This window comes from Listeria cossartiae subsp. cayugensis, assembly GCF_014229095.1.
GTDB lineage: Bacteria > Bacillota > Bacilli > Lactobacillales > Listeriaceae > Listeria > Listeria cayugensis.
Map to the genome: position 1 here is coordinate 1135861 of NZ_JAARZC010000001.1, position 25176 is coordinate 1161036.

At 38.0% G+C, this 25176-nt stretch carries 27 protein-coding genes and 1 other annotated feature; of the genes, 6 read left to right on the forward strand and 21 right to left on the reverse strand.

The features are described 5' to 3' along the window. Positions 1 to 56 precede the first annotated feature (56 nt). Entirely contained in the window at positions 57 to 665 is a 609-nt protein-coding gene (locus HCB49_RS05745) for a superoxide dismutase (RefSeq protein ID WP_185391371.1), read from the reverse strand. A gap of 302 nt (positions 666 to 967) precedes the next feature. Here HCB49_RS05745 and HCB49_RS05750 point away from each other — a divergent pair, with 302 nt between their 5' ends. The 4 genes from HCB49_RS05750 to HCB49_RS05765 all read left to right on the forward strand — a co-directional run bounded on the left by HCB49_RS05750 (position 968) and on the right by HCB49_RS05765 (position 4047). After that, positions 968 to 1768: a DUF1189 domain-containing protein gene (locus HCB49_RS05750; RefSeq protein WP_185604340.1), complete on the forward strand. Its 801-nt coding sequence runs from the start codon at positions 968 to 970 to the stop codon at positions 1766 to 1768. 112 nt (positions 1769 to 1880) lie between these two features. Continuing rightward, a complete protein-coding gene (gene ispG / locus HCB49_RS05755; RefSeq protein ID WP_185604341.1) occupies positions 1881 to 2987 on the forward strand; it encodes a flavodoxin-dependent (E)-4-hydroxy-3-methylbut-2-enyl-diphosphate synthase in 1107 nt (368 codons plus the stop codon). A gap of 35 nt (positions 2988 to 3022) precedes the next feature. Then, positions 3023 to 3730: an AzlC family ABC transporter permease gene (locus HCB49_RS05760; RefSeq protein WP_185479898.1), complete on the forward strand. Its 708-nt coding sequence runs from the start codon at positions 3023 to 3025 to the stop codon at positions 3728 to 3730. Then, positions 3721 to 4047 (forward strand): branched-chain amino acid transport AzlD family protein, encoded by a 327-nt coding sequence (locus tag HCB49_RS05765; RefSeq protein ID WP_185604342.1) that lies wholly within the window; start codon positions 3721 to 3723, stop codon positions 4045 to 4047. The genes HCB49_RS05760 and HCB49_RS05765 overlap by 10 nt, the downstream gene beginning before the upstream one ends. A gap of 82 nt (positions 4048 to 4129) precedes the next feature. On the opposite strand, the gene prsA1 is transcribed toward HCB49_RS05765, so the two are convergent. From prsA1 to cshB, 7 genes are all read right to left on the reverse strand, one after another. Continuing rightward, entirely contained in the window at positions 4130 to 5011 is an 882-nt protein-coding gene (prsA1, locus tag HCB49_RS05770; RefSeq protein ID WP_185479896.1) for a post-translocation chaperone PrsA1, read from the reverse strand. A 138-nt stretch (positions 5012 to 5149) separates the two neighbouring features. Next, a complete protein-coding gene (gene zurR / locus HCB49_RS05775; protein WP_003721950.1) occupies positions 5150 to 5575 on the reverse strand; it encodes a transcriptional regulator ZurR in 426 nt (141 codons plus the stop codon). Continuing rightward, positions 5556 to 6434, reverse strand: a complete 879-nt coding sequence (zurM, locus tag HCB49_RS05780) for a zinc ABC transporter permease ZurM (RefSeq protein ID WP_008947824.1) — start codon at positions 6432 to 6434, stop codon at positions 5556 to 5558. Before zurM ends, zurR begins: the two co-directional genes overlap by 20 nt. After that, the gene (gene zurA, locus HCB49_RS05785; protein ID WP_185604343.1) at positions 6409 to 7182 is read right to left on the reverse strand and encodes a zinc ABC transporter ATP-binding protein ZurA; all 774 of its coding nucleotides are present in this window, start codon (positions 7180 to 7182) and stop codon (positions 6409 to 6411) included. Before zurA ends, zurM begins: the two co-directional genes overlap by 26 nt. Positions 7183 to 7327: 145 nt before the next feature. Further along, entirely contained in the window at positions 7328 to 8254 is a 927-nt protein-coding gene (locus HCB49_RS05790) for a manganese-dependent inorganic pyrophosphatase (protein WP_185604344.1), read from the reverse strand. A 15-nt stretch (positions 8255 to 8269) separates the two neighbouring features. Next, on the reverse strand, positions 8270 to 9163 hold the full coding sequence (locus HCB49_RS05795) for a deoxyribonuclease IV (protein ID WP_185398616.1): 894 nt from the start codon (positions 9161 to 9163) through the stop codon (positions 8270 to 8272). Positions 9164 to 9177: 14 nt separating this feature from the next. Further along, complete coding sequence (gene cshB / locus HCB49_RS05800; RefSeq protein WP_003721956.1) at positions 9178 to 10485, reverse strand: DEAD-box ATP-dependent RNA helicase CshB; 1308 nt, start codon at positions 10483 to 10485, stop codon at positions 9178 to 9180. Positions 10486 to 10630: 145 nt separating this feature from the next. On the opposite strand from cshB, the gene HCB49_RS05805 reads away from it, so the two are divergent. After that, positions 10631 to 11626: a 4-hydroxy-3-methylbut-2-enyl diphosphate reductase gene (locus HCB49_RS05805; RefSeq protein WP_185604345.1), complete on the forward strand. Its 996-nt coding sequence runs from the start codon at positions 10631 to 10633 to the stop codon at positions 11624 to 11626. Positions 11627 to 11672: 46 nt separating this feature from the next. Here the strand turns inward: HCB49_RS05805 and HCB49_RS05810 are convergent, their stop codons facing one another. The 9 genes from HCB49_RS05810 to recO form a co-directional block, all read right to left on the reverse strand. After that, entirely contained in the window at positions 11673 to 12794 is a 1122-nt protein-coding gene (locus HCB49_RS05810; protein ID WP_185604346.1) for a Nif3-like dinuclear metal center hexameric protein, read from the reverse strand. After that, positions 12791 to 13495 (reverse strand): tRNA (adenine(22)-N(1))-methyltransferase, encoded by a 705-nt coding sequence (locus tag HCB49_RS05815; RefSeq protein WP_185604347.1) that lies wholly within the window; start codon positions 13493 to 13495, stop codon positions 12791 to 12793. Before HCB49_RS05815 ends, HCB49_RS05810 begins: the two co-directional genes overlap by 4 nt. Before the next feature lie 67 nt (positions 13496 to 13562). Continuing rightward, entirely contained in the window at positions 13563 to 14687 is a 1125-nt protein-coding gene (gene rpoD, locus HCB49_RS05820) for an RNA polymerase sigma factor RpoD (RefSeq protein WP_003721960.1), read from the reverse strand. 94 nt (positions 14688 to 14781) lie between these two features. Beyond that, positions 14782 to 16665, reverse strand: coding sequence for a DNA primase (dnaG, locus tag HCB49_RS05825; protein ID WP_185604348.1), 1884 nt, complete (start codon positions 16663 to 16665; stop codon positions 14782 to 14784). A 19-nt stretch (positions 16666 to 16684) separates the two neighbouring features. Further along, complete coding sequence (locus HCB49_RS05830; RefSeq protein WP_185479889.1) at positions 16685 to 17125, reverse strand: YaiI/YqxD family protein; 441 nt, start codon at positions 17123 to 17125, stop codon at positions 16685 to 16687. Between the two features lie 189 nt (positions 17126 to 17314). Further along, positions 17315 to 18139: a pyruvate, water dikinase regulatory protein gene (locus HCB49_RS05835; RefSeq protein WP_003730433.1), complete on the reverse strand. Its 825-nt coding sequence runs from the start codon at positions 18137 to 18139 to the stop codon at positions 17315 to 17317. A gap of 34 nt (positions 18140 to 18173) precedes the next feature. After that, positions 18174 to 20240 carry a glycine--tRNA ligase subunit beta gene (glyS, locus tag HCB49_RS05840; RefSeq protein WP_185604349.1) on the reverse strand — a complete coding sequence of 689 codons (2067 nt, stop codon included), beginning with the start codon at positions 20238 to 20240 and terminating at the stop codon, positions 18174 to 18176. After that, positions 20233 to 21123, reverse strand: coding sequence for a glycine--tRNA ligase subunit alpha (gene glyQ / locus HCB49_RS05845; RefSeq protein WP_008947835.1), 891 nt, complete (start codon positions 21121 to 21123; stop codon positions 20233 to 20235). Before glyQ ends, glyS begins: the two co-directional genes overlap by 8 nt. Before the next feature lie 66 nt (positions 21124 to 21189). After that, positions 21190 to 21364 (reverse strand) — a binding site (T-box leader). 40 nt (positions 21365 to 21404) lie between these two features. Then, on the reverse strand, positions 21405 to 22172 hold the full coding sequence (gene recO / locus HCB49_RS05850; RefSeq protein ID WP_185604350.1) for a DNA repair protein RecO: 768 nt from the start codon (positions 22170 to 22172) through the stop codon (positions 21405 to 21407). Between the two features lie 138 nt (positions 22173 to 22310). Between recO and HCB49_RS05855 the strand changes: the two genes are divergently transcribed. Beyond that, positions 22311 to 22943, forward strand: coding sequence for a DUF4352 domain-containing protein (locus HCB49_RS05855; protein WP_185604351.1), 633 nt, complete (start codon positions 22311 to 22313; stop codon positions 22941 to 22943). Positions 22944 to 22990: 47 nt separating this feature from the next. On the opposite strand, the gene era is transcribed toward HCB49_RS05855, so the two are convergent. From era to ybeY, 4 genes are read right to left on the reverse strand one after another with little or no spacing between them, the layout of a single operon-like run. After that, entirely contained in the window at positions 22991 to 23896 is a 906-nt protein-coding gene (gene era, locus HCB49_RS05860; RefSeq protein WP_185479887.1) for a GTPase Era, read from the reverse strand. Further along, on the reverse strand, positions 23893 to 24288 hold the full coding sequence (locus tag HCB49_RS05865) for a cytidine deaminase (RefSeq protein WP_008947839.1): 396 nt from the start codon (positions 24286 to 24288) through the stop codon (positions 23893 to 23895). The genes era and HCB49_RS05865 overlap by 4 nt, the downstream gene beginning before the upstream one ends. A 24-nt stretch (positions 24289 to 24312) precedes the next feature. Beyond that, entirely contained in the window at positions 24313 to 24708 is a 396-nt protein-coding gene (locus HCB49_RS05870; protein ID WP_185391389.1) for a diacylglycerol kinase family protein, read from the reverse strand. Then, a complete protein-coding gene (gene ybeY / locus HCB49_RS05875) occupies positions 24686 to 25171 on the reverse strand; it encodes an rRNA maturation RNase YbeY (RefSeq protein WP_185604352.1) in 486 nt (161 codons plus the stop codon). Before ybeY ends, HCB49_RS05870 begins: the two co-directional genes overlap by 23 nt. Positions 25172 to 25176 lie beyond the last annotated feature (5 nt).

Consider the following 25176-nt stretch of genomic DNA (forward strand, 5'->3'; position numbering starts at 1 on the left):
TGATTAGAAATTCATTAGAAATAAAAAAAGACCCACCGAAGTGAGTCTTTTGATTATTATTTAGCTGCGTCAAAGCGTTTGTTAGCTTCATCCCAGTTAATAACATTCCAAAATGTGTCGATATATTCAGGACGACGGTTTTGGAATTTAAGGTAATAAGCATGTTCCCAAACATCTAAGCCAAGAACCGGCGTTTTGCCATCGCTTAGTGGAGAATCTTGGTTAGCTGTAGAAACGATTTCTAATTTGCCACCATTTACTACTAGCCAAGCCCAGCCAGAACCAAAACGTGCTGCAGCTGCTGCATTGAATTTTTCTTTGAATTCGTCAAAAGTACCGAATTCGCTTTCGATTGCTGCTTTTAAGTCGCCAGTTGGAGCACCGCCACCATTTGGGCTAAGGATAGACCAGAATAATGTATGGTTAGCATGACCGCCACCGTGGTTACGGACAGCGCCACGAATGTCTTCAGGAACGCTATCTAAGTTAGCAACTAATTCTTCCGCAGATTTGCTTGCAAGCTCAGGATGTCCTGCAACCGCTTCGTTTAGTTTTGTAACATAAGTATTGTGGTGCTTTGTATAGTGAATTTCCATTGTTTCTTTATCAAAATTCGGCTCCAAAGCATCATAAGTATAAGGTAATTTAGGTAATTCGTAAGTCATTAAAAATTCCTCCTTGTATTGTTTTTACGTGAAAAGAAATGACATATAAGGCAAAAGTTTCATGTCCCATTTCGATAGAACTACTATTAACCTTAAAAACAGTTTCTTCTTACACCATTTAGCCTACCATGCTCCTGAAATGCTTGCAATTTTTCTGCTCAGTGATGTTTCCATATTGATTTTGCTATCATTTCAAGCTATGATTAAGTTTAGGTGGAAAAAGTACGCTCTTTTGCACATACATGTATCTTTTTCCCTTAAACTCAAAAAGTTAAACCATTAGGTGAGGTGTTGAAAAAAGAATGAATATTTTTAAACGCTTCTGGAAGAGTTTGTATTCCCCTGCGGATATTGCTTCGTTTCGCAATGATAAAATCAGAAAAAGTATCGTCTACATCATCGTGTTATCATTCGTTACATTCCTTCCATTAGCATACTTTACGAACGTTACGACAAAAAACGCGCTAAAAGTTGGCGAGGAAACAATTACAAATGAAATTCCAGATTTTAAAGTGACAGATAGTAAATTAGTTTTGACGGACGATACCGTTAAAAATGTGCCTATCTCAATTGATCAAGATGAATTACATATTTATTTTGATGCTTCCGGTACACTTGATAAAGATGATATTGATAATAAAATTGCTTCTTATGACAGTGCGGTTGCTTTTCTTTCAGATAGTATTTATATAACTGCAGCTGGTGTTTCTCAATCGGTTAGTTATGAAACAGCAGGAATTAGTGATAAAGCAGATTTAGTTGACTTATATACATCTATTGAGTCATTAGCTAAGTACTTTATCCCAATCGCATTAATGGTGCTCTTTATTTTCACGTTAGGATCGATATTCTTCCGTGTTGCACTTTATGCATTGTTCGGTTTTATTCTTTCTGGATTTGGTCGAACTGGTATCGCTTTCCGTCAAAACTGGATGATTGCTGCCTATTCTATTACATTAGCAGCCGTTTTCACGATGGTTATGGAAGCTTTACAAATTATTGTTCCTTTTGGAATGGAAATAAATATGGTTGTAAGCATGATTTTCGTGTTCCTTGCGATTCGTTCCATTCCGCCAAGCGAACCAACTGTTTTGGACAAATGATTTTTAGCCACTTGCTTGTGCAGGTGGCTTTTTTGTGGCGTTATTCACGTGATTTTGTTCTACAAAAATGGTATGATAAAAAAATCAAAGCTAGACTAAAGGAGCGATTTCTTTGAATGAAAGAACATCTCGCGAACATACTCGCCCAGTCCAAGTTGGTAATTTAACAATTGGTGGTAATAATGAATTAACGATCCAAAGTATGGCTACCACAAAAACACATGACGTCGAAGCAACAGTAGCGGAAATTCACCGATTAGAGGAAGCCGGTTGCCAAATTGTTCGGGTAGCTTGTCCAGACGATCGTGCGGCGAATGCGCTTGCTGCTATCAAAAAAAGAATTCATATTCCCCTCGTAGCAGATATCCATTTTGATTACCGGTTAGCACTGAAAGCCATTGATGCTGGCGTGGATAAAATTCGTATTAATCCCGGTAATATCGGTCGCCGCGATCGTGTCGAAAAAGTGGTTAACGCTGCTAAAGCGAAAAACATCCCCATTCGAATCGGTGTCAACGCAGGCAGTTTAGAAAAGAAAATCATTCAGAAGTATGGTTATCCTACTGCGGATGGTATGGTGGAAAGTGCTCTTGCCCATATTAAAATTCTCGAAGATTTAGATTTTCATGATATTATCGTTTCTTTAAAAGCATCTGACGTGAGTTTGGCTATTGAAGCATATGATAAAGCTAGTCGTGCCTTTAACTACCCTCTTCATCTTGGGATTACAGAATCTGGAACACAATTTGCAGGCGGAATAAAAAGTGCTGCCGGGCTTGGCGCCATGCTTAGCCTAGGCATCGGAAATACTTTACGAGTATCACTTAGTGCGGATCCTGTCGAAGAAATTAAAGTGGCTCGTGAATTATTAAAATCATTCGGTTTGTCATCTAACGCGGCCACGCTCATTTCATGTCCTACTTGTGGGCGGATAGAAATAGATTTGATTCGTATTGCTAATGAAGTGGAAGCATATATCGCTACTATCAAAGCACCGATTAAAGTTGCCGTGCTGGGCTGTGCGGTAAATGGTCCCGGAGAAGCGCGAGAAGCAGACATCGGCATTGCAGGTTCGAATGGAGAAGGACTTCTTTTTAGACATGGTAAAATCATTCGTAAAGTACCAGAAGCTATTATGGTAGACGAGTTGAAAAAAGAAATTGATCTTTTAGCAGAAGCACATTTTGCTAAGAAAATAGAACTTGAAAACCTGGGATAACAGCCTCCAGGTTTTTGTGTTAAGGTGGGATTTTTTTGGAGAAGGATAAAGAGTTAAGTTTTTATGATGGTGTTAAAGCGTGTCTCCCTACAGTGCTTGGCTATGCGGGGATTGGGATTGCCGCTGGTGTGGTAGGAAAAGCATCCCATTTAAGCCTTTTAGAAGTCACACTGCTTGCGGTTATTGTGTATGCGGGTGCGGCTCAATTTATTATTTCTGGTTTATTATTGTTACAGAGTCCGATTTCAGCTATTATTTTTACGACTTTTTTAATTAATTCTAGGCATTTTTTGATGAGTATGGCCGAGGCTCCTCATTTTAAAAAATATTCTCTGTGGAATAATATCGGGATTGGGGCCCTTCTTACGGATGAAACGTTTGGGGTTTCGATGAACCAAATTGGAAATAAAAAGCCTGTTAGTGCCAAATGGATGCACGGAATTAATGTGACGGCCTATCTGGCGTGGATTATTGCTTGTATTGTTGGTGCTTTTATTGGAAATTGGTTACCCAATCCAGAGCAATTTGGACTAGATTTCGCTTTATCGGCGATGTTTATTGGTTTGCTTTACTTGCAAGTGGTGAGTGATAAAAGTAAAAAAATCAGTACGAGTTTGCTAGTGATGATTCTCGTTGCGTTGTTTTTAGTCCTCTTTATGCGTTTCATGACACCTGAGTTAGCTATTTTAACGGCAACGCTGCTTGGCTGTTTGATGGGAGTGATATTAGAAAAATGGCGTTAAGTTCGTATACTTTATTTGTTATTGTTGGTTGTGGCCTTGTTACTTTTATTCCGCGTGTGTTACCTTTTATTTTTGTCCGCAAATTACAGCTTCCAGATGTGGTGATTCGGTATTTATCTTATGTTCCCCTCTGTATTTTGACGGCGCTATTCGTTCAAAGTTTATTAGTGACGCGAGAAAATGGTTTTCCGGGAATCAATCTCGAAAATTTACTTGCTTCATTGCCGACGATTGTGACAGCAATTTTAACTAAAAATTTAATGTGGATTGTTATCGTTGGGATTTTTTCGATGGCGATGCTTCGTTTGTTTGTATAGAAAAGCCCTTTACTGGAGTGTGTTTTTGACGGGAATCAAAACCAGTAAAGGGCTTTTATTTATGGGTGGATCCGAAGTAACTTTAGTTAGATGTTGTTGTACTTGTTGATGAAGTGTCTGTATAATCAGCAAAAGCATCTTTTAAATCGCTATCTTTAATATCAATGTTGGCCGCTTTTAATTCTTTTTTCAGTGCGGCTGTCATATTTTCAGAAGTTAGTTGCGATTCGATATAAGCGGCTTTTACGTTCGCTTTTTCTTTTTCATACGTACCTTTTTCGGTTTTCTTCACTAATTGAATCAAGTGATAACCGTAAGTCGATTTGACAATACCGCTAACATCGTCTGTGTTTTTCAGTGCATAAGCAGCTTTCTCAAACGTTTCGTCCATTTCACCCGGACCAAATGGATCTAACAGGCCGCCGTTCGTGCTAGTAGCTGTATCTGTAGAATATTCTTTTGCTAAATCGGCGAATTTTTCACCGTTTTTTAGTTTCGTTTGGATTTCTTTGGCTGTCGCTTCGTCATCTACTAAAATATGGCGTACCGTGATATCTGGTTCCCAAGTTTTATAGTAAGTTTTTAGTTTGCTTTCGCTGACATCCATATTAGCTTCTGTCGCTTTTTGAACTAGTAGATTATATTCCAAATTTTCTTTGAAAGAAGTTTTTGTTAAATTATTAGAAGATAGCGTTGATTCAAATGAGTCACCGTATTGTTCTTCGTATTTTTTATATTCTGCATCGACTTCTTTTTCAGTTACAGTGTATTTATCTGCCAAGATTTTTTTAAAAGTAAGTTGTTGCACGACCTCATTACCGTATGTCGTTTTCATTGCTTCATAAAGTTCATCTTGCGTGACACTTCCTGCATCTGTTTTTACAACAGCACTACTGCCACATCCAGCGAGCAATAGTAATGTAGCTGCTATTATGGAAATCATCACTTTTTTTAATTTTGTCAAACTGTTCCTCTCCTTCGTCTTTCGGCTACTTCTTACTTTAACGATAAAAAATGTCCAGAATAAGAAACAAATATGAAATAACTATGAACATTGTGCATAAAATAAAAAAAAGGCCCGGATTTACGGACCTTTTTGCTATTAAGAGGCTTGTAAACATTCTGGGCATTCGCCATAAACCTCGAATTTATGGCCATCAATTTGGTAACCAGGTAATGCTTCGGTTAAAAAATCCATTGGGCACATCATAATTTCTTTTGTTTTACCACATTTCATGCAGATAAAGTGATGGTGGTGATGTTCGTGTGTACAAGCTAAACGGAAATTGCGCTCACCAGAAAGATCGGTTTCTTCAAAAATACCTAACTCGACAAATAAAGAGAGATTACGGTAAATCGTATCAAAACTGATGCCTGGGAAATCATCTTTCATATTTTCTAACACATCTTTTGCCGTTAAATATTTATTTTTACGAGCTAGTAAGTTAATTAGAAATTCACGTTTATCTGTGTGTTTATAGCCTTTTTCCTTCATTTTCATGAGTGCTTCAGTTGCTGTAAGTCCCATTTTCCTCACCTCGTTTTGAAATTAAGATTTTTTGACGTATTTTTTGATATAAAATGGTGACGATTAAAAGTAGCACGGAAATAATAACGATTGCTCCACCGGGCGCTAAGTTTAAATAATAAGCGGTAAATAAGCCACCGATAACGGCAATTTCACCGAACAAAATTGAAAGTAAAATAGTTTGTTTAAATCCTTTGGCGATGCGAATAGCTGCTGCGACAGGTAATGTCATTAAAGACGATACGAGCAAAATACCGACAATTCGCATGGAAGACGCAATAACAAGCGCGACTAATACCATAAAAATAATATCAAATACTTTGGCTTTTAAACCGGAAACTTTCGCATATTCTTCATCAAATGATAACAGAAATAGTTCTTTATATAAAGATAAAATAACGATAAATACAATAATCGCGGTCACAACAATCGTAATCATATCTGTGCGACTTACGGCACTTACACTACCGAATAAATAACTAAATAAATCAGTATTGAAACCATTAGCCAAGGAAATAAAAATAACGGAAAAGCCCATGCCGGCCGACATAATAATCGGAATAGCTAGTTCTTCAAAATGTTTATAGACGGTGCGCAATTTTTCCATTAATAAGGATCCTACTACCGAAAATCCAAAGCCAAGGTAGAGCGGATTGAGTGCAGCTAGTGGCAAATACGTTTTGCTTAAAAATAAACTAACAGCAATCCCACCGAGCGTCACATGACTGAGCGCATCTGCCATTAAAGAAAGTTTTCTAACAACGATAAAACTTCCGAGTAATGGAGCAATAACACCAATTACAAGACCAACAATAAATGTATTACGGATAAAATCATACTGGAGAAGCGTCGCAATCACGGCAAGCATCCTCCCTTCTGCGTTGTTCGGCTAATATTTCAAGTTCGCGGTCGGCCAAATAATGTTGATATTCATGCGCAGAACCATCGAAAATAATGCGTTTATTAATGCTAATAACATGATTAACATACGTATTCACGGCCATTAAATCATGTGTTACAAGTAAAAGTGTCATTTCTTCTGTCCGATTTAATTCAGCTAAAAGCTCATAAAATGCTTTGACATTCTCGACATCGACCCCAACAGTTGGCTCGTCTAAAATTAACAGCTCCGGTCTACTTACTAACGCACGTGCGATAAAAACACGTTGCTGTTGTCCACCAGAAAGTTCCCCGATGTTGCGATTTAGATAATCTGTCATTTCTACTCTCTTCAAAGCGTAATCAATGTCTTCTTTATCTTTATTATTTAATGTTTTGAATAAACCTTTTTTCTTTGTTAATCCACTTGCGACCACTTCTTTTACTGTGGCTGGAAATGCGGAATTAAAAGCGTTTGATTTTTGGGAAACGAAGCCGATTTTAACCCAATCTTTGAAATCTGCTTGTTTTTCTCCAAATAACGAGATACTGCCTTGTTGGTTTTTGAGTACGCCAAGAATTAGTTTTAACATGGTTGATTTACCGGAACCATTAGGACCAATTAAACCAGTAAAACTGCCTTTTGTTACTTGAAAATGAATGTTTTCTAAGGCATGTTCTTTATCATAATGATAGCTTACATTATTTACTTCTATGATTTTGTTCATTCATGTTTCTCCTTTGACAGCATTTGCTAGCCGCTTTTACTAGTATATAAAATAATGGTTAAAATGTAAATCGTAATTACTTCGAATTAAAAATTTGGACAAAAAAACCTGGAAAAGATAATTGGCATTTTCCAGGCTAGCATTATTATTTAGCGAATGTATCTGTTAAAATTGGAACCACTTGTTTTTTACGAGATACGACACCTTTTAGCGGTGCTTGATTTTCGATGAATTTCACACCATAAGCTTCTTCAACAACGTCTGTTTTAGAACCGATAGCGATTCCAACAGAGTCATTAGTAAGAATGTTTGTGATAACGAACAGGTATAAATCAAGTCCTTTTTCCACAATCGTATTCGTAATAAGCGCTTCTACTTCTGCGCGACGGCTAAGTACATCGTTCACATCAACTACATTAATTTGAGCGATTTCTACTTTGTTATCGTTCATGTTGAATTCTTTCGCATCAAGTAATAGTTCAGCTACAGATTTTTTACTGACATCTGCTCCAGCTTTTAACATTTCCATACCGTATGTTTGAATATCAATTTCTGCGATAAGCGCTAATTTTTCAGCGGCAACTTTATCTTCTTCTGTGCATGTTGGTGATTGGAAAAGAAGTGTGTCAGAAATGATAGCAGAAAGCATAAGTCCTGCAACAGTTTTACTTACTTCTACTTCATTTTCACGGAACATTTTTAGAAGGATTGTTGTTGTACATCCAACTGGTTCAGCACGGTAATAAAGTGGGTCAGATGTTTCGAAGTTAGCGATACGGTGATGGTCAACAACAGCTGTAACTGTCACATCATCAATATCATCGACACTTTGTTGGCGTTCGTTATGGTCAACAAGCGCTACTTCAGAAACTTCATTCGCAACTGTTTGAACTAGACGTGGAGCTGTTACTTGGAAATAATCAAGAACAAAAGCTGTTTCACTATTAAGCTCGCCTAAACGAACCGCTTCAATATCTGCTCCTTGTGCTTTTTTTAATTCTGCGTAACTAATGGCAGAACAAATCGTATCTGTATCTGGATTTTTATGACCGAATACAAGTGTTTTTGTCATTATTTTCGTCTCCTTTTAGCTGTTTTGAATTTTATTTAATAAATCTGGGTCAAATTCGCCATTTCTTAGCATTGCGATTTCCCATTTGTATGGTGCTTTTTTAGATGCTTTATCTTCGCCAACATAAGGTGTTTCAAGGATTTTTGGCACATCTGCTAGTTGCGGATGATGCACAATATAATGAAGGGCATCAAAGCCAATATGGCCAAAACCGATATTGGCATGTCGGTCTTTATGCGCGCCTCGTTCATTCTTACTATCATTGATATGTAATACTTTTAAGCGATCAATGCCGACAATTTTATCGAATTGATTTAATACGCCGTCAAAGTCATTCACAATATCGTAACCTGCATCATGCGTATGACAAGTATCAAACGTAACGGATAATAATTCATTGTGCGTTACGCCATCGATAATTTGTGCGAGTTCTTCAAAAGTACGACCACATTCAGAGCCTTTTCCAGCCATTGTTTCTAAAGCAATTTGTACATCTTGGTCATGTAGTAATGCTTCATTCAGACCTTGGATAATTTGTTTAATTCCTTTGTCCGCCCCTTCGCCAACATGTGCACCAGGATGTAGAACGATTTGCTTGGCACCAAGCGCACGCGTACGTTCAATTTCAGATTGTAAGAAATTAACCCCTAGTTCAAATGTTTCTGGCTTAACGGAGTTGCCGATATTGATAATGTAAGGCGCGTGAACAACGATGTCAGCCATATCATGAGCTTTCATATGTTCTAGGCCAGCTTCAATATTCAACTCTTCAATTGGCTTTCTGCGCGTGTTTTGCGGAGCGCCAGTATAAATCATAAACGTATTTGAGCCGTAAGAAGCTGCTTCTTCACTTGCGCCAAGAAGCATTTTCTTTCCGCTCATTGATACATGAGAACCTAGTCTTAGCATAATTCATTCCTCACTTATCGTTTTTTCCGTCTTTCGCGACGTTTAATTTCGTTCATTTTGTAGTTGATTTTCTTTTTATAGTTTGGTTTACCTTTTTGTTTTGCTTTTTTACGCATACCAATTTCACGTGGATCGGCTGTTTCGCGTTTTGCTTCACGTTTTGCACGACGGTTGCGATCTTCTAGTGTAACGAACTCTTTATTTTTCCAGTCAACGTGTTTAAACTCAATACCCATTTTTTCGAGTTGGTTTAGACGATCTTCGTCAGCTGGTTCGAATAAAGTAAGTGCGATACCAGAATGTCCGGCGCGACCAGTACGGCCTGTGCGGTGAATGTAGAAATCTAAGTCATCTGGTAATTCATAGTTTACGACATGACTAATTCCTTGGATATCAATACCACGAGCAGCTAAATCTGTCGCAACGACATATTGATAATCTAAGTTTTCGATTTGTTTCATTGTCCGTTTACGTTCACGTGGATTGACGTCACCATGAATTTTGGCTACTTTAAGTCCACGTTCGATTAATCCGTTTGCTACTTCATCAGCCGTTGTTTTCGTATTAGTGAAAACAATCGCCAAATAAGGTTGCGAACCAACTAAAACATTTTTAAGTAAATCAAGTTTATTACGGCTACGAGTGGCCATAATACGATGTTCCACCGTTTTTGAGGCAGCAACTTTTGGCTGAATATGCTCATAACGCGGATTTTCCATATATTTGCTTAAAAATGGTTTTAATTTTTGCGGAATTGTTGCGGAAAAAACAAGCATTTGTAAATTAGCTGGCATTTTCCCAGCAATATGGTCGACATCATTTAAGAATCCCATATCAAGTGTCATGTCTGCTTCGTCAATAACGAGTGTTTTCGCTGTGTGAACAAATAGTGCTTGTTCGCGAATTAAGTCATTGATACGACCAGGAGTTCCGACAATAATTTGTGGTTGTTTTTTTAGTTTATCAATCGCACGCTGTTTATCCGTACCACCGATAACTAGTTGTACAGCGATTTCTTTTTCACTGTATTTGGTTACTTTGCGAATTTCATTATAAATTTGAGTAGCAAGCTCACGACTTGGCGCCGTAATAACCGCTTGTACTGCATCTTTTTCAGGATTCACATTGTTAATAATTGGCAAAATAAAAGTATGGGTTTTCCCTGTACCTGTTTGAGATTGTCCAATGATACTTTCCCCTTTTAAAATACCTGGGATTAGCTTCTGTTGTACTTCTGTTGGCTCATAGAATCCTAATTTATCTATTGCAAGTCCAATAAAAGGTTGAAAGCCGAATTGGTCAAACCTTGATTTCTTCGTCATAAAATATTTCCACTCCGTTCTATACCTAGTAGCCATTATAGCACATAATTGGACATTCGTGCGCGCGATAAGACAACTTTGTCAAAACAATCAAAGTCTATTATACTAAATAGTGAATCTAACACAGAAATGAGGATGTTTTCGAATGGAAATTATCAAAATATCCCCTCGTGGTTATTGTTATGGAGTCATTGATGCGATGGTGATTGCTAAAAACGCTTCGATGGATCCGAATTTACCTCGGCCCATTCATATTTTAGGTATGATTGTTCATAATAAACATGTCAGCGATGCCTTTGAATCCATTGGTATTTATACCGTGGATGGCGTGAACCGCGAAGAGATTTTAGATAAAATAACGACTGGGACGATTATCTTTACAGCGCACGGCGTCTCTCCTGCTGTGAAAGCAAAGGCGCTAGCAAAAGGATTAACAACCATTGACGCTACCTGTCCAGATGTGCTTCATACGTATGATTTGATTTTAGAAAAACAAATAGCAGGTTATCAAATCATCTACATTGGCAAAAAAGGACACCCGGAACCAGAAGGCGCATATGGAACTGCACCAGAGGTTGTCCATTTAGTAGAAACAAAAGCGGATATTGACGCCCTTTCATTAGCTTCTGATAAAATTTTTGTCACTAATCAAACGACGATGAGTAAATGGGATGTGGCGGATTTAATGGATTATATAAAAGTCAAATATCCGACGTCGATTCCCCATCAAGAGATTTGCATGGCAACTCAAGTGCGCCAAGAAGCCGTCGCTCGGCAAGCCAAAGATGCAGATGTCACGATTGTCGTTGGCGATCCTAGGAGCAATAACACGGCTCGTCTGGCACAAGTTTCGATGGTGAAAGCAGGAACTCCAGCTTATCGGATTGCTGATATTTCAGAATTAGACATTCAATGGATAAAAGATGCGAAAAAAGTGGCGGTAACAGCTGGCGCAAGTACACCAACACCACTTGTACGAGAAGTGCTCGTTTTCTTAGAGCAGTTTGATGCGGCAGATGAATCTACTTGGGAACGAACACATCGCCCTGATTTTGCTAGTATTATCCCGAAAATGAAAAATAAAAATATGGCAGAAAAAAGACGCCAACGTATAGCTCATCTGAAAAATGGTGGCAATTAAAAAAACCGACTAATTCTCTTTAAGCAAAGAGTTAGTCGGTTTTTTCTTAACAAAATTGGAATGGATCTGTATTTACTTCAGAAACAATAAATTCAGCTTCATAGTCCAAAATTTTCGCTTGTTCTTCCATTTTTGTTTTCAGATAGCCCTTCATTACTTTTTCGATATTATGGCCAGCATCAATCGTTGGAAGGTTGATCGCTAATAAATCATGCCCTGTGTGGTAATAGACATCTCCAGTGATAAAAACGTCTGCACCAGTAGCTTTTGCTTGATGAATAAATTTATTTCCATCGCCACCAATAATCGCTACTTTTTTGACTGTTGTTTTTAAATCACCAATAAAACGAACATTTTCAATGGCGAAAGCAGTTTTTAATTTATCAATAAAGGAAACCATGCCGAGTTTTTTCGGTAAAGTGCCGACACGACCGAGCCCTTCTTTGTAAGTTTGCGTTTCCAGCGTATAGACATCAATTGCAGGTTCTTCATATGGATGCGCAATTTTCACTGCCTTTGTAATCGTTTCTGTTAAATACTGCGGAAAAATTGCTTCTATTTTCACTTCGGGAATGGAAGTCAGCTGCTCTTTCTCACCAATCGCTGGGTTGGCGTCTGCTCCTGGTTTGAAGGAACCGATACCAGTTGTGTGGAACGTACACTCCGAATAGGCAGTTCCGATTTGGCCAGCGCCGTTATTGACTAGTGCTAAACGAACGCTTTCTAGTTCATTTTCTGGTACATAAACAGCGATTTTGCAGTATGGTTCTGTGTAGGTTTCTTCAATCATTGTTGTATCTTGTAGATTGAGTAATCCTGCCAGAATGTCGTTTACACCACCTTCTGCGATGTCGAGATTTGTGTGTGCTGCAAAAACGGTGATATCATGTTTGATTAATTTTTTAATCATTTTCCCTTGTTTTGTGCTTGTATCAATGTGTTGGGTTGGGCGATATAAGAATGGATGATGGGCGATAATTAAATCAACCTTTTTTTCGATGGCTTCATCCACCACTTCTTCTAACACATCTAAAGTAAACATGATTTTTCTTACTTTTTTGGATAAATCACCTACTTGTAAACCAATGGGATCGCCTTGCATTGCAAGCTTTTTAGGCGCGATTTTTTCCATTATCGCTGTATATTCATAGCCATTTGCGACTTTCATTTTAGCACATCCTCTACTAATGCGATTTTATGTTCTAATTCGCGAATTTTCGCTTGGTTTTCCGTTGAAATCGGCTGATTGTTAGAAATGGTTTGAATGATATTTTGCCATGTATTAGCTTCGTGACGCCATTTGCTTTTGAAAATAGCGCTTTGTTCTTGTAGTAAGCATGGCCCGAAAAATATTTCTTGCTTCGTCCAAGAAATCGGTTTTTCAGACGGCGTTAACACTATAATTTCATAAATTTTATTATCTTCCCGTAAAATGGCTTCGGATGTAATAAGCCAGTTGTTTTGTTCGGACCATTCTCGCAGTTGCCACGCTGCAATATTAGGTTGCAAAATTAGTTTGGTTACACCATTTAATTTTGCGGCGCCTTCTTCTAAAATAGTACGTATTAATGTGCCCCCCATACCAGCAATGACAATCGTATCAATCGCATCTTCTTTTTCAATAACAGCTAAACCATTGCCTTTTCTAACGTCAATTTGTTCCGTTAAGCCAGAAGAACGGACTTGTTTTTGGGCAGATTGAAAAGGTCCGTCAACGACTTCACCAGCAATAGCAAAAGAAGCAGTTTGGTTTTTGACTGCAAAACATGGTAAATAAGCATGATCGCTTCCAATATCTGCAATTCGTTCATTTTTTGTTATGTAAGAAGCCACTTTTTCGAGTCGCTTCGATAGTTGCTCTTCGTTCATTTGGTTCCCTACTTTCATTTTCATTAAAAAGGCAGGAGAACGGTTTGTCCTCCTGCCCGGTTGTGCATTATTCCAGGAAGTCTTTCAATTGTTTGCTGCGGCTTGGATGACGTAATTTACGTAAAGCTTTGGCTTCAATTTGACGAATCCGTTCACGAGTTACACCAAATACACGACCAACTTCTTCTAAAGTGCGTGTACGACCATCATCTAGACCAAAACGTAAGCGAAGTACATTTTCTTCACGGTCTGTTAATGTATCAAGCACGTCTTCTAATTGTTCTTTTAGTAATTCGTAAGCTGCATGATCGGATGGTGAAGTCGCATCTTGGTCTTCGATAAAATCGCCTAGATGTGAATCGTCTTCTTCACCAATAGGTGTTTCAAGGGAAACTGGTTCTTGTGCGATTTTTAGGATTTCCCGAACTTTTTCTGTTGGTAAGTCCATTTCTTCGCCGATTTCTTCTGGTGAAGGATCGCGGCCTAAATCTTGTAATAAGGAACGTTGTACACGGATTAATTTGTTGATTGTTTCAACCATATGCACAGGAATACGGATAGTTCTTGCTTGGTCCGCAATCGCACGGGTTATTGCTTGACGAATCCACCACGTTGCATAGGTACTGAATTTAAATCCTTTATTGAAGTCGAATTTCTCAACGGCTTTCATCAGTCCCATGTTACCTTCTTGAATTAAATCAAGGAATAACATCCCACGACCAACATAACGTTTTGCAATACTTACAACAAGGCGTAGGTTGGCTTCTGCAAGACGTCCTTTAGCTTCGATGTCGCCAGCTTCGATACGTTTTGCTAAGGCAATTTCTTCATCTGCTGTAAGTAAGTCTACTCGACCAATTTCTTTTAGATACATGCGAACAGGGTCGTTAATTTTTACGCCTGGTGGTACACTCATATCTGTTAAATCAAAGGATTCGGTTTCTTCTTTTACAAGTTCTGTTTCATCTGGATCTTCATCATCTGCATCGTCAGAAACTTCAATTCCTGCTTCACCAACATGTTCTAAATACTCATCCATTTGATCGGAATCTAAAGTGAATGGAGCTAATCTGGCAGCGATTTTTGCATAAGTTAAAATCCCCTTTTTCTTACCTTCTTCTATCAGGGCTTCTTTTACTTGCTCAACGCTTAGTTCAGCAACTGGTTTTGTGTTTTTTGTTTTATCACTCATAACTGCCTGTATTCCTCCTTCCAAAATGCCGCTAACCTCATTAAAAGGCTTCTCTTAGGTAATAATACCATCATTTAGCGGTTTTAAAACGTTATTAATCCAATTGGCCGCTGTTTAATTGACGGTTGAGTTGGACGATTTCGAGCATGACGCGAATTTCATTTTCGTTGTCGTTTTCACGATTGTACGTCGCTAATTCTTGCTCAAGTTCTTTTTTCTTTTGTTCTAATTTATACCGTTTTAGACTTCTAATATAGTCTTCAAACTGGGGTTTACCTTGTTCATCTGGACTAATAACCATTTCTAGGCTACTAATAAGTCCTTTCATCGCAGCATCTGGAACACTATCCATGAATTTCGTTGGATCCGCATCATTACCTTCCGCAAAATAACCAATGAGGTAGGTATAAAGTGCTTCGTAATTATCATGGTAAAACGTTGTGTCGCCGAGAAGTTGCTTAATTAAAAGGAAATTATCTCGGCTTTCCATCATTGCTTTCATTAGCTGTTGCTCTGAAATTGTATGGGCAGATAATTTTTGTTGTGTTGGTTGCTCAAAAGAAAATAGCATTTCTGTATCTTCTTGCGGCATCATCCCCATAAAAGAATCATCTATTGGTGGTTCATTATAACTAGCCATTTGTCGTGATTTTTGACTATTTTTTAGTGATTGCTGTAATTGTTGTTTTAATGTTTCGATAGTTAATTCGAATTCATCTGCTAGCTGCTTTAAGTATAGTTCTCGCTCTACCGCTTGATCCAGTTTCGCAATTTCACGCAGGCAATCGTCAATATAGGCGATTTGATCTGTTTCATTTTGCAAATTACGTTCTTTGCGCAAATAGTGGATTTTAAAAGCAGTCCAAGTCATTCGTTGTTGCTTGTAGATTTCCTTGAATTTTTCTGCACCACTTGCTCTAATGAAGTCATCGGGATCTTTTCCGGCTGGGAGTTGTAGAACAAAAACATCTAAGCGATTCCGTTCAACTAGAAGTGTCCCTGCTTTGTAGGCAGCTTCAATTCCAGCACGGTCACCGTCATAACAGATAATAGCTCGATTAGTGAGCCGTTTGATTAAATCTGCATGTTCTTCCGTTAAGCTAGTTCCCATCGAAGCAACGGCATTTTGAACACCAGCTTCTTCTGCGGAAATAACATCCATAAAACCTTCCATGAGCGTGATTTCTTCTTGTTTTCGAATAGCCTGTCTTGCCTCAGAAAAATGGAATAACGTCCGTCTTTTATTAAAAATAGGCGTTTCAGGACTATTTAAATACTTCGGTCCGTCATCACGATCAAATAAGCGACCAGAAAAAGCGATAATTTGACCACGATCATTCGTAATGGGAAACATAATTCGATTCCGAAAACGGTCAACCATTTGGCCATCATCACGTTCGGATAAAAGTCCGGCCATGCCAGCAATCTGCAAGTCCATGCCTCTTTTTTCTAGAAAAGAAGTAATCGTTGCATGGTGATTTGGTGCAAAGCCAATTTGGAAGGTGGTCATCATTTGTTCAGACATACCGCGTTCTTTCAAATAGGTTAATGCTGCTGCGCCTTCTTCTGTTTCCATCAAAATATAATGATAGAGTTTGGCAGTCAGTTGGTGCATTTCGACCATTTTTGCCGTTTCAGAAGTTTCTTTCGGTAAATGACTCGTGTCGCGCTCTTCTGGGAGCTCGATAGACACATCTAAATGGCTCATATCTGCTACTTTTTTAACCGATTCGACAAAAGTGAGTCCATCATGTTCCATCAGAAAAGAAAAAACATTGCCTCCCTTACCACAACCAAAACAATGGAAAATCTGTTTTTCTGGTGATACGGAAAATGATGGCGTTTTTTCGCCGTGGAAAGGACATAAGCCAGAGTAATTTCGTCCCTGCTTTTTTAATTGGACATAATTACCAATTATATCGACTATATCCGCTTGATTCCGGACTTGATCAATTACTTCTTCAGGAATCCGCGCCATGTTGACAGTCAACTCCTATTTACTTATTTTGCAAAAATGTCGTCAATCGGTCTTGGAAAAGTGAGCGATCTGCATCACTCATTGCTTTTGGACCTTTGCTATATTTGCCTTGTTGCCTTTCTTTAGCGTGTCTATAGCGAATATCTAACATTAATGACATTTCTTCTTCTCGGTAAAGTTCACCGCGATTAGAAAAGACAAATGTGCCTTTTGCAAGTAGAATGCTAGCTAAGCCAATATCTTGTGTTACGATAATATCGCCTTTCTTGGCTAAATTCATCATTCGCATGTCCGCTGATTCTTTTCCCGTGTCGACAAAAATCCACTTTTCTCCGTTCGTATTGACAGAGTAATGATTAAACGAAGCGACAAAAGTGACTTCTAATTGAAATTCTTTTGCTACTTGTTTTATTTCTGCTTTCACTGGACAAGCATCGGCATCAACCAAAATTTGTGGCACACATTCCATCCTCTCTTCAAAATCTATGAAGGCACGTTAAAAAACGAGTTTTCCCACCCGTTTTTAAAATAATATGCATAGATTTAGCTTTTTTATAAGCGAAATTAGATTATACGGGAAGATACTAACTTTTACAAGCAGATTTCCCCGTATAATATATATATTCGCCACAAAAAGCAAAAGTCCTTCTTATAATTCTAAATTTTCATCAACAATTTCACCAATGTGGATTAAAATCTCATTTGCGGTCTCTTCAATGGCTTTATTTGTCACATCTAAGACGAAACAATTAAGTTTACTTGCTAATTTATTAAAAATCGCAAGCTCTTCATCAATACGTTGATTACTTGCATAAGTTCCAGCTCCAGGCAAACCAATCGAAATTAAGCGTTCTTGTCTGATTTTCGTTAATTTTTGCTTACTGATTTTTAGACCGATAATTTTCTTAGGATCAATTTCAAAAAGTTCATCGGGAATTTGTGCTTCCGGAACGATAGGAATATTAACGATTTTCAAGCCTTTAAGCGCTAAATATTGTGATAAAGGTGTTTTTGATGTTCGCGAAATACCAATTAATACATAATCTGCTTGCAAAATGCCTCTAGGATTACGTCCATCGTCATTCTCAACGGCAAATTCGATTGCTGCTACTTTCGTGAAATACGCTTCATCCATCGAACGAACACGTCCAGGTTCAGAAAGTGGCTTGATTTTATACGTTTCCTCTAACTGGTTTAAAAGCGGACCAAATAAGTCAATAATCGGCACACCGAAAGCTTGAGCTGTTTTGTTTAGCTCTTCTCGAACGCTTTCTAGTACAATCGTATGGACGATAATACCGTTATTTACGGCCACTAAGTCGACAATTTCTTCAATCATGTGGGAAGAATCGACGTGGTGAAAACGATGAATAAATTTCGGTGTTTGACCAAATTGACTAAGTGCTGCTCTTGTCACAAGTTCGGCCGTTTCTCCTGTTGAATCGGAAACCACGTATACGGCTGGTTGAGTCATACATACTTCCTCCTCTTTGCTCAAAATCTTACTTTTATTTTACATTAATTTCGTCCATTTGAGCAAATTCTTTAATAAAGCTTGCAAGTTCGAATAATAATGCTAGACGGTTGTTTTTCAATTCAGCGTTGTCGCTCATTACTAATGTATTGTCAAAATAAGCATCAATGGTTGTACGTAAATCGGCAAATGCTTTTAGTCTTTCGATAATAGTTAAACCGGCATAATCGAATTTCAGTTTTTCTAACTTATCAAACAGAGCTTGTTCGTATTCATTTTCAAATAACGCCGGATCTACTTCCACGCCATCTTCGTATTTTTTAGAAATTTTCACTACACGGCTAAGTGCTTCAATTGTTGGGCGGAACCATTCAGCTTCAGCGTGTTCATTTAAAATTTGTGCGCGGTCGATTAGTTGTGGAATCACGTTTGGATCACCGGCAATGACAGCATCAATGATATCATGGCGAATGTGATGGCCTTGTAGAATCACGCGTAGACGATTTTTTAAGAAAGTCTGTACTTCTTTTTTCACGTCTGCACCAGGTAATTCTGCGGAACCTTCTGCACGTTCCATATCAACAATGCGAGAAATGACTTCAAGCATTGGAATGTCCCAACCATTCGCTTGGATAATACGCATTGCTCCAAAAGCGCTACGGCGTAAACCGAATGGATCGGCGGAACCTGTTGGAACAATATTGACACAGAAGAAACCGATTAATGTTTCTAATTTGTCAGCAATCGCGATTAACGAACCTAAATCGGTTTGCGGTAAGTCGCCTTCTGCTGAATTTGGTAAATAATGTTCACGAATCGCGGTTGCAATTGCAGGTTTTTCCCCTTGTAACAACGCATATTTTTCTCCCATTAAACCTTGTAGTTCTGGAAATTCACCGACGATATTAGTTACTAAATCAAATTTATAAATATTAGTTAGACGGATAATGTCTTGTTTGTCTTCTTCTTGCCACTCTAAATAGTCAGCAAGCATTAACGCTACTTTTTGAACGCGTTTCATTTTTTCTGTTAATGTGCCTAATTTTTCATGGAAAACGATATTTTGTAATTTAGTTACGGCTTGGTCAATCGTCATTTTTAAATCTTCTTGATAGAAGAAATCAGCATCAGATAAACGAGCGCGCAACACTTTTTCGTTTCCGCGTGCTACTGTTTCCAGGTTTTCGTGGTTACCATTACGCACAGTTACAAAATGAGGTAATAATTCTCCATCTTGGCTGAAAACAGGGAAATAGCGTTGGTGTTCTTTCATTGTAGTGATTAAAACTTCTTCTGGTAGCTCCAAATATTCTTTTTCAAAATTCCCAGCTAAAACAGTTGGATATTCGACAAGGTTTGTAACTTCTTCTAGCAAATCAGCATCCTCTTTAATTTGCCAGTTTTCCATTGATTCTAGTTCGCGTAATTGTTCTGCGATAGCTTGTTTACGTTCTTCGGCATTAACGACTACAAATTGTTCTAATAAGGCATTTGGATAGTCGCTCGGTTGTTTAATCGTAGCTGTTCCTCCTAAGAAACGGTGCCCGCGTGATGTATTACTTGTTGACACACCAGTAATCTCAAATGGAATGATTTCTTCACCGAACATCGCGATAAGCCACTTGATTGGACGGATGTAGCGTAAATCATTGCTACCCCAATGCATGCTTACTGGGAAAGTCATACTTGTTACTACTTTTTCTAAGCTTGGAAGTAACGCGGTTGTTTTTTCGCCAATCACTTCTTTTTTAATGTAGATATATTCAACGCCTTTAATGTCACGGAAAGTAAGATCAGCTGGATCAACTTTTTGGCTTTTAGCGAAACCTAATGCCGCTTTTGACCAATTGCCTTCTTCGTCCAAAGCAATTTTTTTCGCTGGACCTTTTGCTTCTTCCACGCGATTAGCTTGTTCTTCTGCCATTGCTTCAACAAGAACAGTTAAACGTCTTGGTGTCGAATAGGTTTTAACTGCGCCATATTCGATTTTATTCTCATTTAACCAGTCAGTTACCCGTTTTTCTAATTGCGCAACAGAACTAGTCACATATTGTGCGGGCATTTCTTCTAAACCAATTTCTAATAAAAAGTCTTTACTCATGACGTTTTCCTCCCTCTTCTTTGAGTAATGGGAAGCCCAATTTTTCTCGTGATTCATAAAAAGTTTTCGCGATACGTCTTGCTAAGTTTCTGATTCGACCAATATACTGCGCGCGTTCCGTTACGGAGACAACACCACGAGCATCTAAAAGGTTAAATGTATGCGAACATTTCAATACGTAATCATACGCTGGGAAAACGAGTCCGTCTTGCATTTGGCGTGTTGCTTCTCTTTCGTATGTGTCAAAAAGAGACAACAACATGTCTGTATTAGAAGTTTCAAAGGCATATGTGGAGTTTTCGAATTCTGCTTGGAAGAAAATATCGCGGTAGCTAATGCCTTCCGTCCATTCTAAATCAAACACATTTTCTTTGTCTTGAATATAACTTGCTAAACGTTCTACCCCGTAAGTGATTTCGGAAGTGACAGGGAAACATTCTAAGCCACCTACTTGTTGGAAATAAGTGAATTGCGTGATTTCCATACCATCTAACCAAACTTCCCAACCAAGACCAGCACAACCAAGTGATGGATTTTCCCAGTTATCTTCTACAAAACGGATATCATGTTCTAATGGATTAATTCCTAATTTTTCTAAAGAACCAAGATAAAGCTCTTGAATATTGTCAGGAGAAGGCTTCATCACGACTTGAAATTGGTGATGTTGGAATAATCTGTTTGGATTTTCTCCGTAACGACCATCAGCTGGACGACGAGATGGCTCTACGTAACCTGCTTTCCACGGTTCTGGACCAATTGCTTTTAAGAAAGTATACGGACTCATTGTGCCGGCACCTTTTTCCACATCATACGATTGCAACATAATACAACCTTGCTCGGACCAATAATCTTGCAACGTTCTAATCATTGTTTGTAAATTCATTGCTTCCACCTCCAAAATAATTCAGCCAATATAAAAACTCTCGTCCCTATATGCTGATTTAAAGCATATAGGGACGAGAGTTAGCTCGCGGTTCCACCCTATTTGGAATTGAAATAATTCCCACCTTGATTTCGCTGTACTCCAGAACGCCTTCACAAAAAGTTAAATATCCGGCTTGCACCAAACCCGAACTCGCTAAAAAACAGAGCTTTTTGTTACTATTTTCCTTCAACGTACCTATTAGTTGATATATTAAAAGATACTGTATTTTTGCTAAAAAGTCAATCGTCGCTCTCTTTTTTTAACATATTTTCCCATTTATCCATATCACGTAAGAATTTCCTGCTTTTTAAATATAAACCGGAATATTCGTCGTAGTAAGTATCGATTGCTTTTTGGAGCCATTGTTTTGTTTCTGGTTTGACATCGATGTTGCCTAATCGATCTAATTGGAAAATGAAGAATAATCGTAAAAGCTTGACCACATTTTCTGGCAAATGCATCCGGTAACGATCTCTATCAAAACAACGATGGCAAATAATCCCATTACTTCTCGTCGAAAAATCAAAATGTCCGGTTGTTTCACCGCAAATAGCACATTTATCCATGGTTGGATAGAGTCCAAGAACCGGCAACATCTTCATTTCATAAATTTGAGTAAGGATTTGCGGATCATACCCTTCATCAATATCACGCAAAATTTGAAAAGTTAGTTCATATAAGTATGGATTGGATTGGCGTTCTTCTGTCGCTTTATCTAGCAGTTCGCAAACATAAGTCGCATAAGCCGTCATAAAAATATCTTGTTGTATAGAAGAAAAGTTTTCTATCACTTCGCCTTGTTGAAGCGTCCCAAGACCATTTCCACCAAAAAAAGTAAAATAACCATTTGTAAATAATTGAGTTACTGCGGCTAATCTGCTTTTGGTTTTTTTTGCACCACGAGCTACCACACCAATTTTCCCGAATTCACGTGTATACATTCGGACAATTTTATCTGATTCACGGTAACTTGTTTGCCGTATCACGATTCCTTCGCATTTTTCCATGTGGTAAGCCTCCTTTTTCATACGCTTTATTATAACATTTTCTTTATGTTTATGTCTTTTTAAATTTTTTGCTATCTTTCCGCGCCTACCTATTGTAAAATAGAGAAAAAGGCATGAAAAGAAAGGATTTTTTAAACTATGGATATGTTACTTATATTACTTATCAGCTTATTTACACTCACATTCATAGGTGTTGTTGTGGGAATTATTTTGCTTATTGTAAGAAAAGAAAGATGGGCAGGAATTATTGTTGCTGGATTATCATTTGGAATTGGCTTCTTCGTATTATTAGCTGGTCTAAACGTAGTGACAGCATCACTGTCTACATTAGCTAATAACCCATTTTCTATTTATAATTATGAATCCGGCGAAGATACAAACACTAGTAACTTCGAGGAAGACTATGATGAAGATTATTATGATGACTACACAGATGTAAACTTTAATGAAGCTGTAACGATTGAAAATGGTAGCACAGTTACTATTTCCAAACCAGAACTTTCCCAGAAAAAAGAAGGTTATGAAATTTATAAAGTAAAAGTGAAATTTGAAAACACAAGCTCTGATCCAATTGAGTTCTTTTCTGAAGACGTTTCGTTGTATGACAATACAGATGACGATTACGGACAACAAATTACAGAAGACGCTTTCTCTGGTGAAATTCAAGCTGGTGAATCAAAAGAATTAACACTATACTATGAAGTATTCAACTCAGGTCCTTATGACGTAGAATATGATAACTATAACTGGACTGAACAAACAGCCGAATAAGTAAAAGCATCTGGCACACAATCAAAGTTGTGTACCAGATGCTTTTTTTAATACTCTTCGCGGTCGAAACCGTAGTCTTGTAAATAATGTTCTTTGTCGCGCCAATTTTTTTGAACTTTCACCCAAATTTCTAAAAATACTTTAGAGCCGAGTAAGCTTTCAATTTCTTTTCTAGCACGCATGCCGATTTGTTTAAGCATTTGACCTTGTTTACCAATGATAATGCCCTTTTGTGTACTTCTTTCGACAATAATTGTTGCATTGATAGTAAGTTTTTCTGTTTTAGGATTTTTTTCGATTCCTTCGATAACGACGGCAACCGAATGTGGAACTTCTTCCCTCGTTAATTGTAAAACTTGTTCACGAATTAGTTCGGAAATAATGAATCGTTCTGGATGGTCCGTAATTTGGTCTTTTGGATAATACATTGGGCCGATTTCTAAATTAGCATTTGTTTGCTCTAATAAGTTAGGCACGTTATTTCCTTGGAGCGCTGAGATAGGAATAATTTCTTCAAAATCCATCAACTCGCGATACTGTTCAATTAATTTGAACAAATCTTCTGGTGCAATCAAGTCGATTTTGTTGATCAAAAGAAAAACAGGTGTTTGAACATTTTTTAGTTTTTCGATGATAAATTCATCGCCGCGACCAAATCCAGTAGATGCGTCGATTACAAAATAAATTAAGTCTACTTCTTGGAACGTATTTAATGCGATTTTCACCATGAAATCGCCTAGTTTATGTTTTGGTTTATGTATTCCTGGTGTATCGATAAAAACAATTTGTGACTCTTCTGTCGTGTATACCCCTTGTACTTTATTTCTTGTAGTTTGGGCTTTATCACTCATGATTGCAATTTTTTGACCGATAATATGATTTAATAAAGTTGATTTCCCGACATTAGGTCGCCCAACAATAGCTACAAATCCTGATTTAAATGGTTCGCTCATAACATATCCTCCGATGTGAATGCGCCTGGTAAAAGTTCTTTCACTGTTACCGTCGCTGTTTTTCCTGTTAAGTTTGTTAAAATTACTGGCATATCTGGTGCGCAAAACTCACTGATGACTTGTCTGCATGCCCCACATGGTGAAACTGGGCCATCTGTATCCGCTACGACAACTAGTTGCTTGAAATCTCGTTTTCCTTCTGATACAGCTTTAAAAATAGCTGTTCGTTCTGCACAGTTTGTTAATCCGAATGATGCATTTTCGATATTACAACCAAGTACGACCTCATCGTCCGTCGTAACAAGAGCTGCTCCTACTGGGAATTTCGAGTAAGGAACATACGCAAATTCTCTTGCTTGTTTAGCGAGTGAGATAAAATTATTTTCTTTCATTTACCAAGTCACAATCCCTTCTTTTTATAAAAACATCTGGCAAAAGTATGGTATGAATATAATTAGTCCGATAAAACTAGCAACAAATGCGGCTAGTAATACCGCACCTGCAGCAACATCCTTCGCTTTCTTCGCTTCATCAATATACTGCTCTGTCGCTACATCCACCGCTCGTTCAATTGCTGTATTGACCATTTCTAGTATTAACACACCAAAAATAGATAGGATTAATAACGTCCACTCTGATTTAGTGACATGGAAGAAAAAGCCGCAAATAACAACAGCAAGGGCTGCAAATGTATGGAATCGCATATTTCGTTCTTCTAAAAAAGCCGTTTTTAGCCCAGTAAAAGCATGACGAAAAGATTCTGCATAATTTTTACTGCGTTTATATTTTCTATCTTTCAAGTCCATAAGCATCCAACACTTCTTTTTGTAAGCCGAACATTACTTTTTCTTCGTCAGGCTCCATATGATCATACCCAAGCAAATGCAGCAATCCGTGAACTGCTAAGAATCCTAATTCTCTTGCTTTTGTATGTCCGTAATCTTTGGCTTGTTCTTCTGCTTTTTCAGTGGAGATGATAATATCACCAAGCATGCGAGGTGTTTCAAGCTCAAACTCGCCCCAATCAATCTCTGTTTCCCCGTCGCCCATTTCTTCCAAAGCGAAAGAAATAACATCGGTTGCTTGATCTTTGTCACGGTATTCCCGGTTAATTTCACGAATCCCTTCATTTGTTGTAAAAGTAAGCGAAAGTTCTGTCCCTTGTTCGATTTTTAAATAACCAGCAGCAAATTGTAGAATATTTTCCACTAGTTCTTTATCTTCGTCAGGTAGCTTATTTGTCTCATCCAGTAAATCAATCTCTAAGACCGTCATCTTGT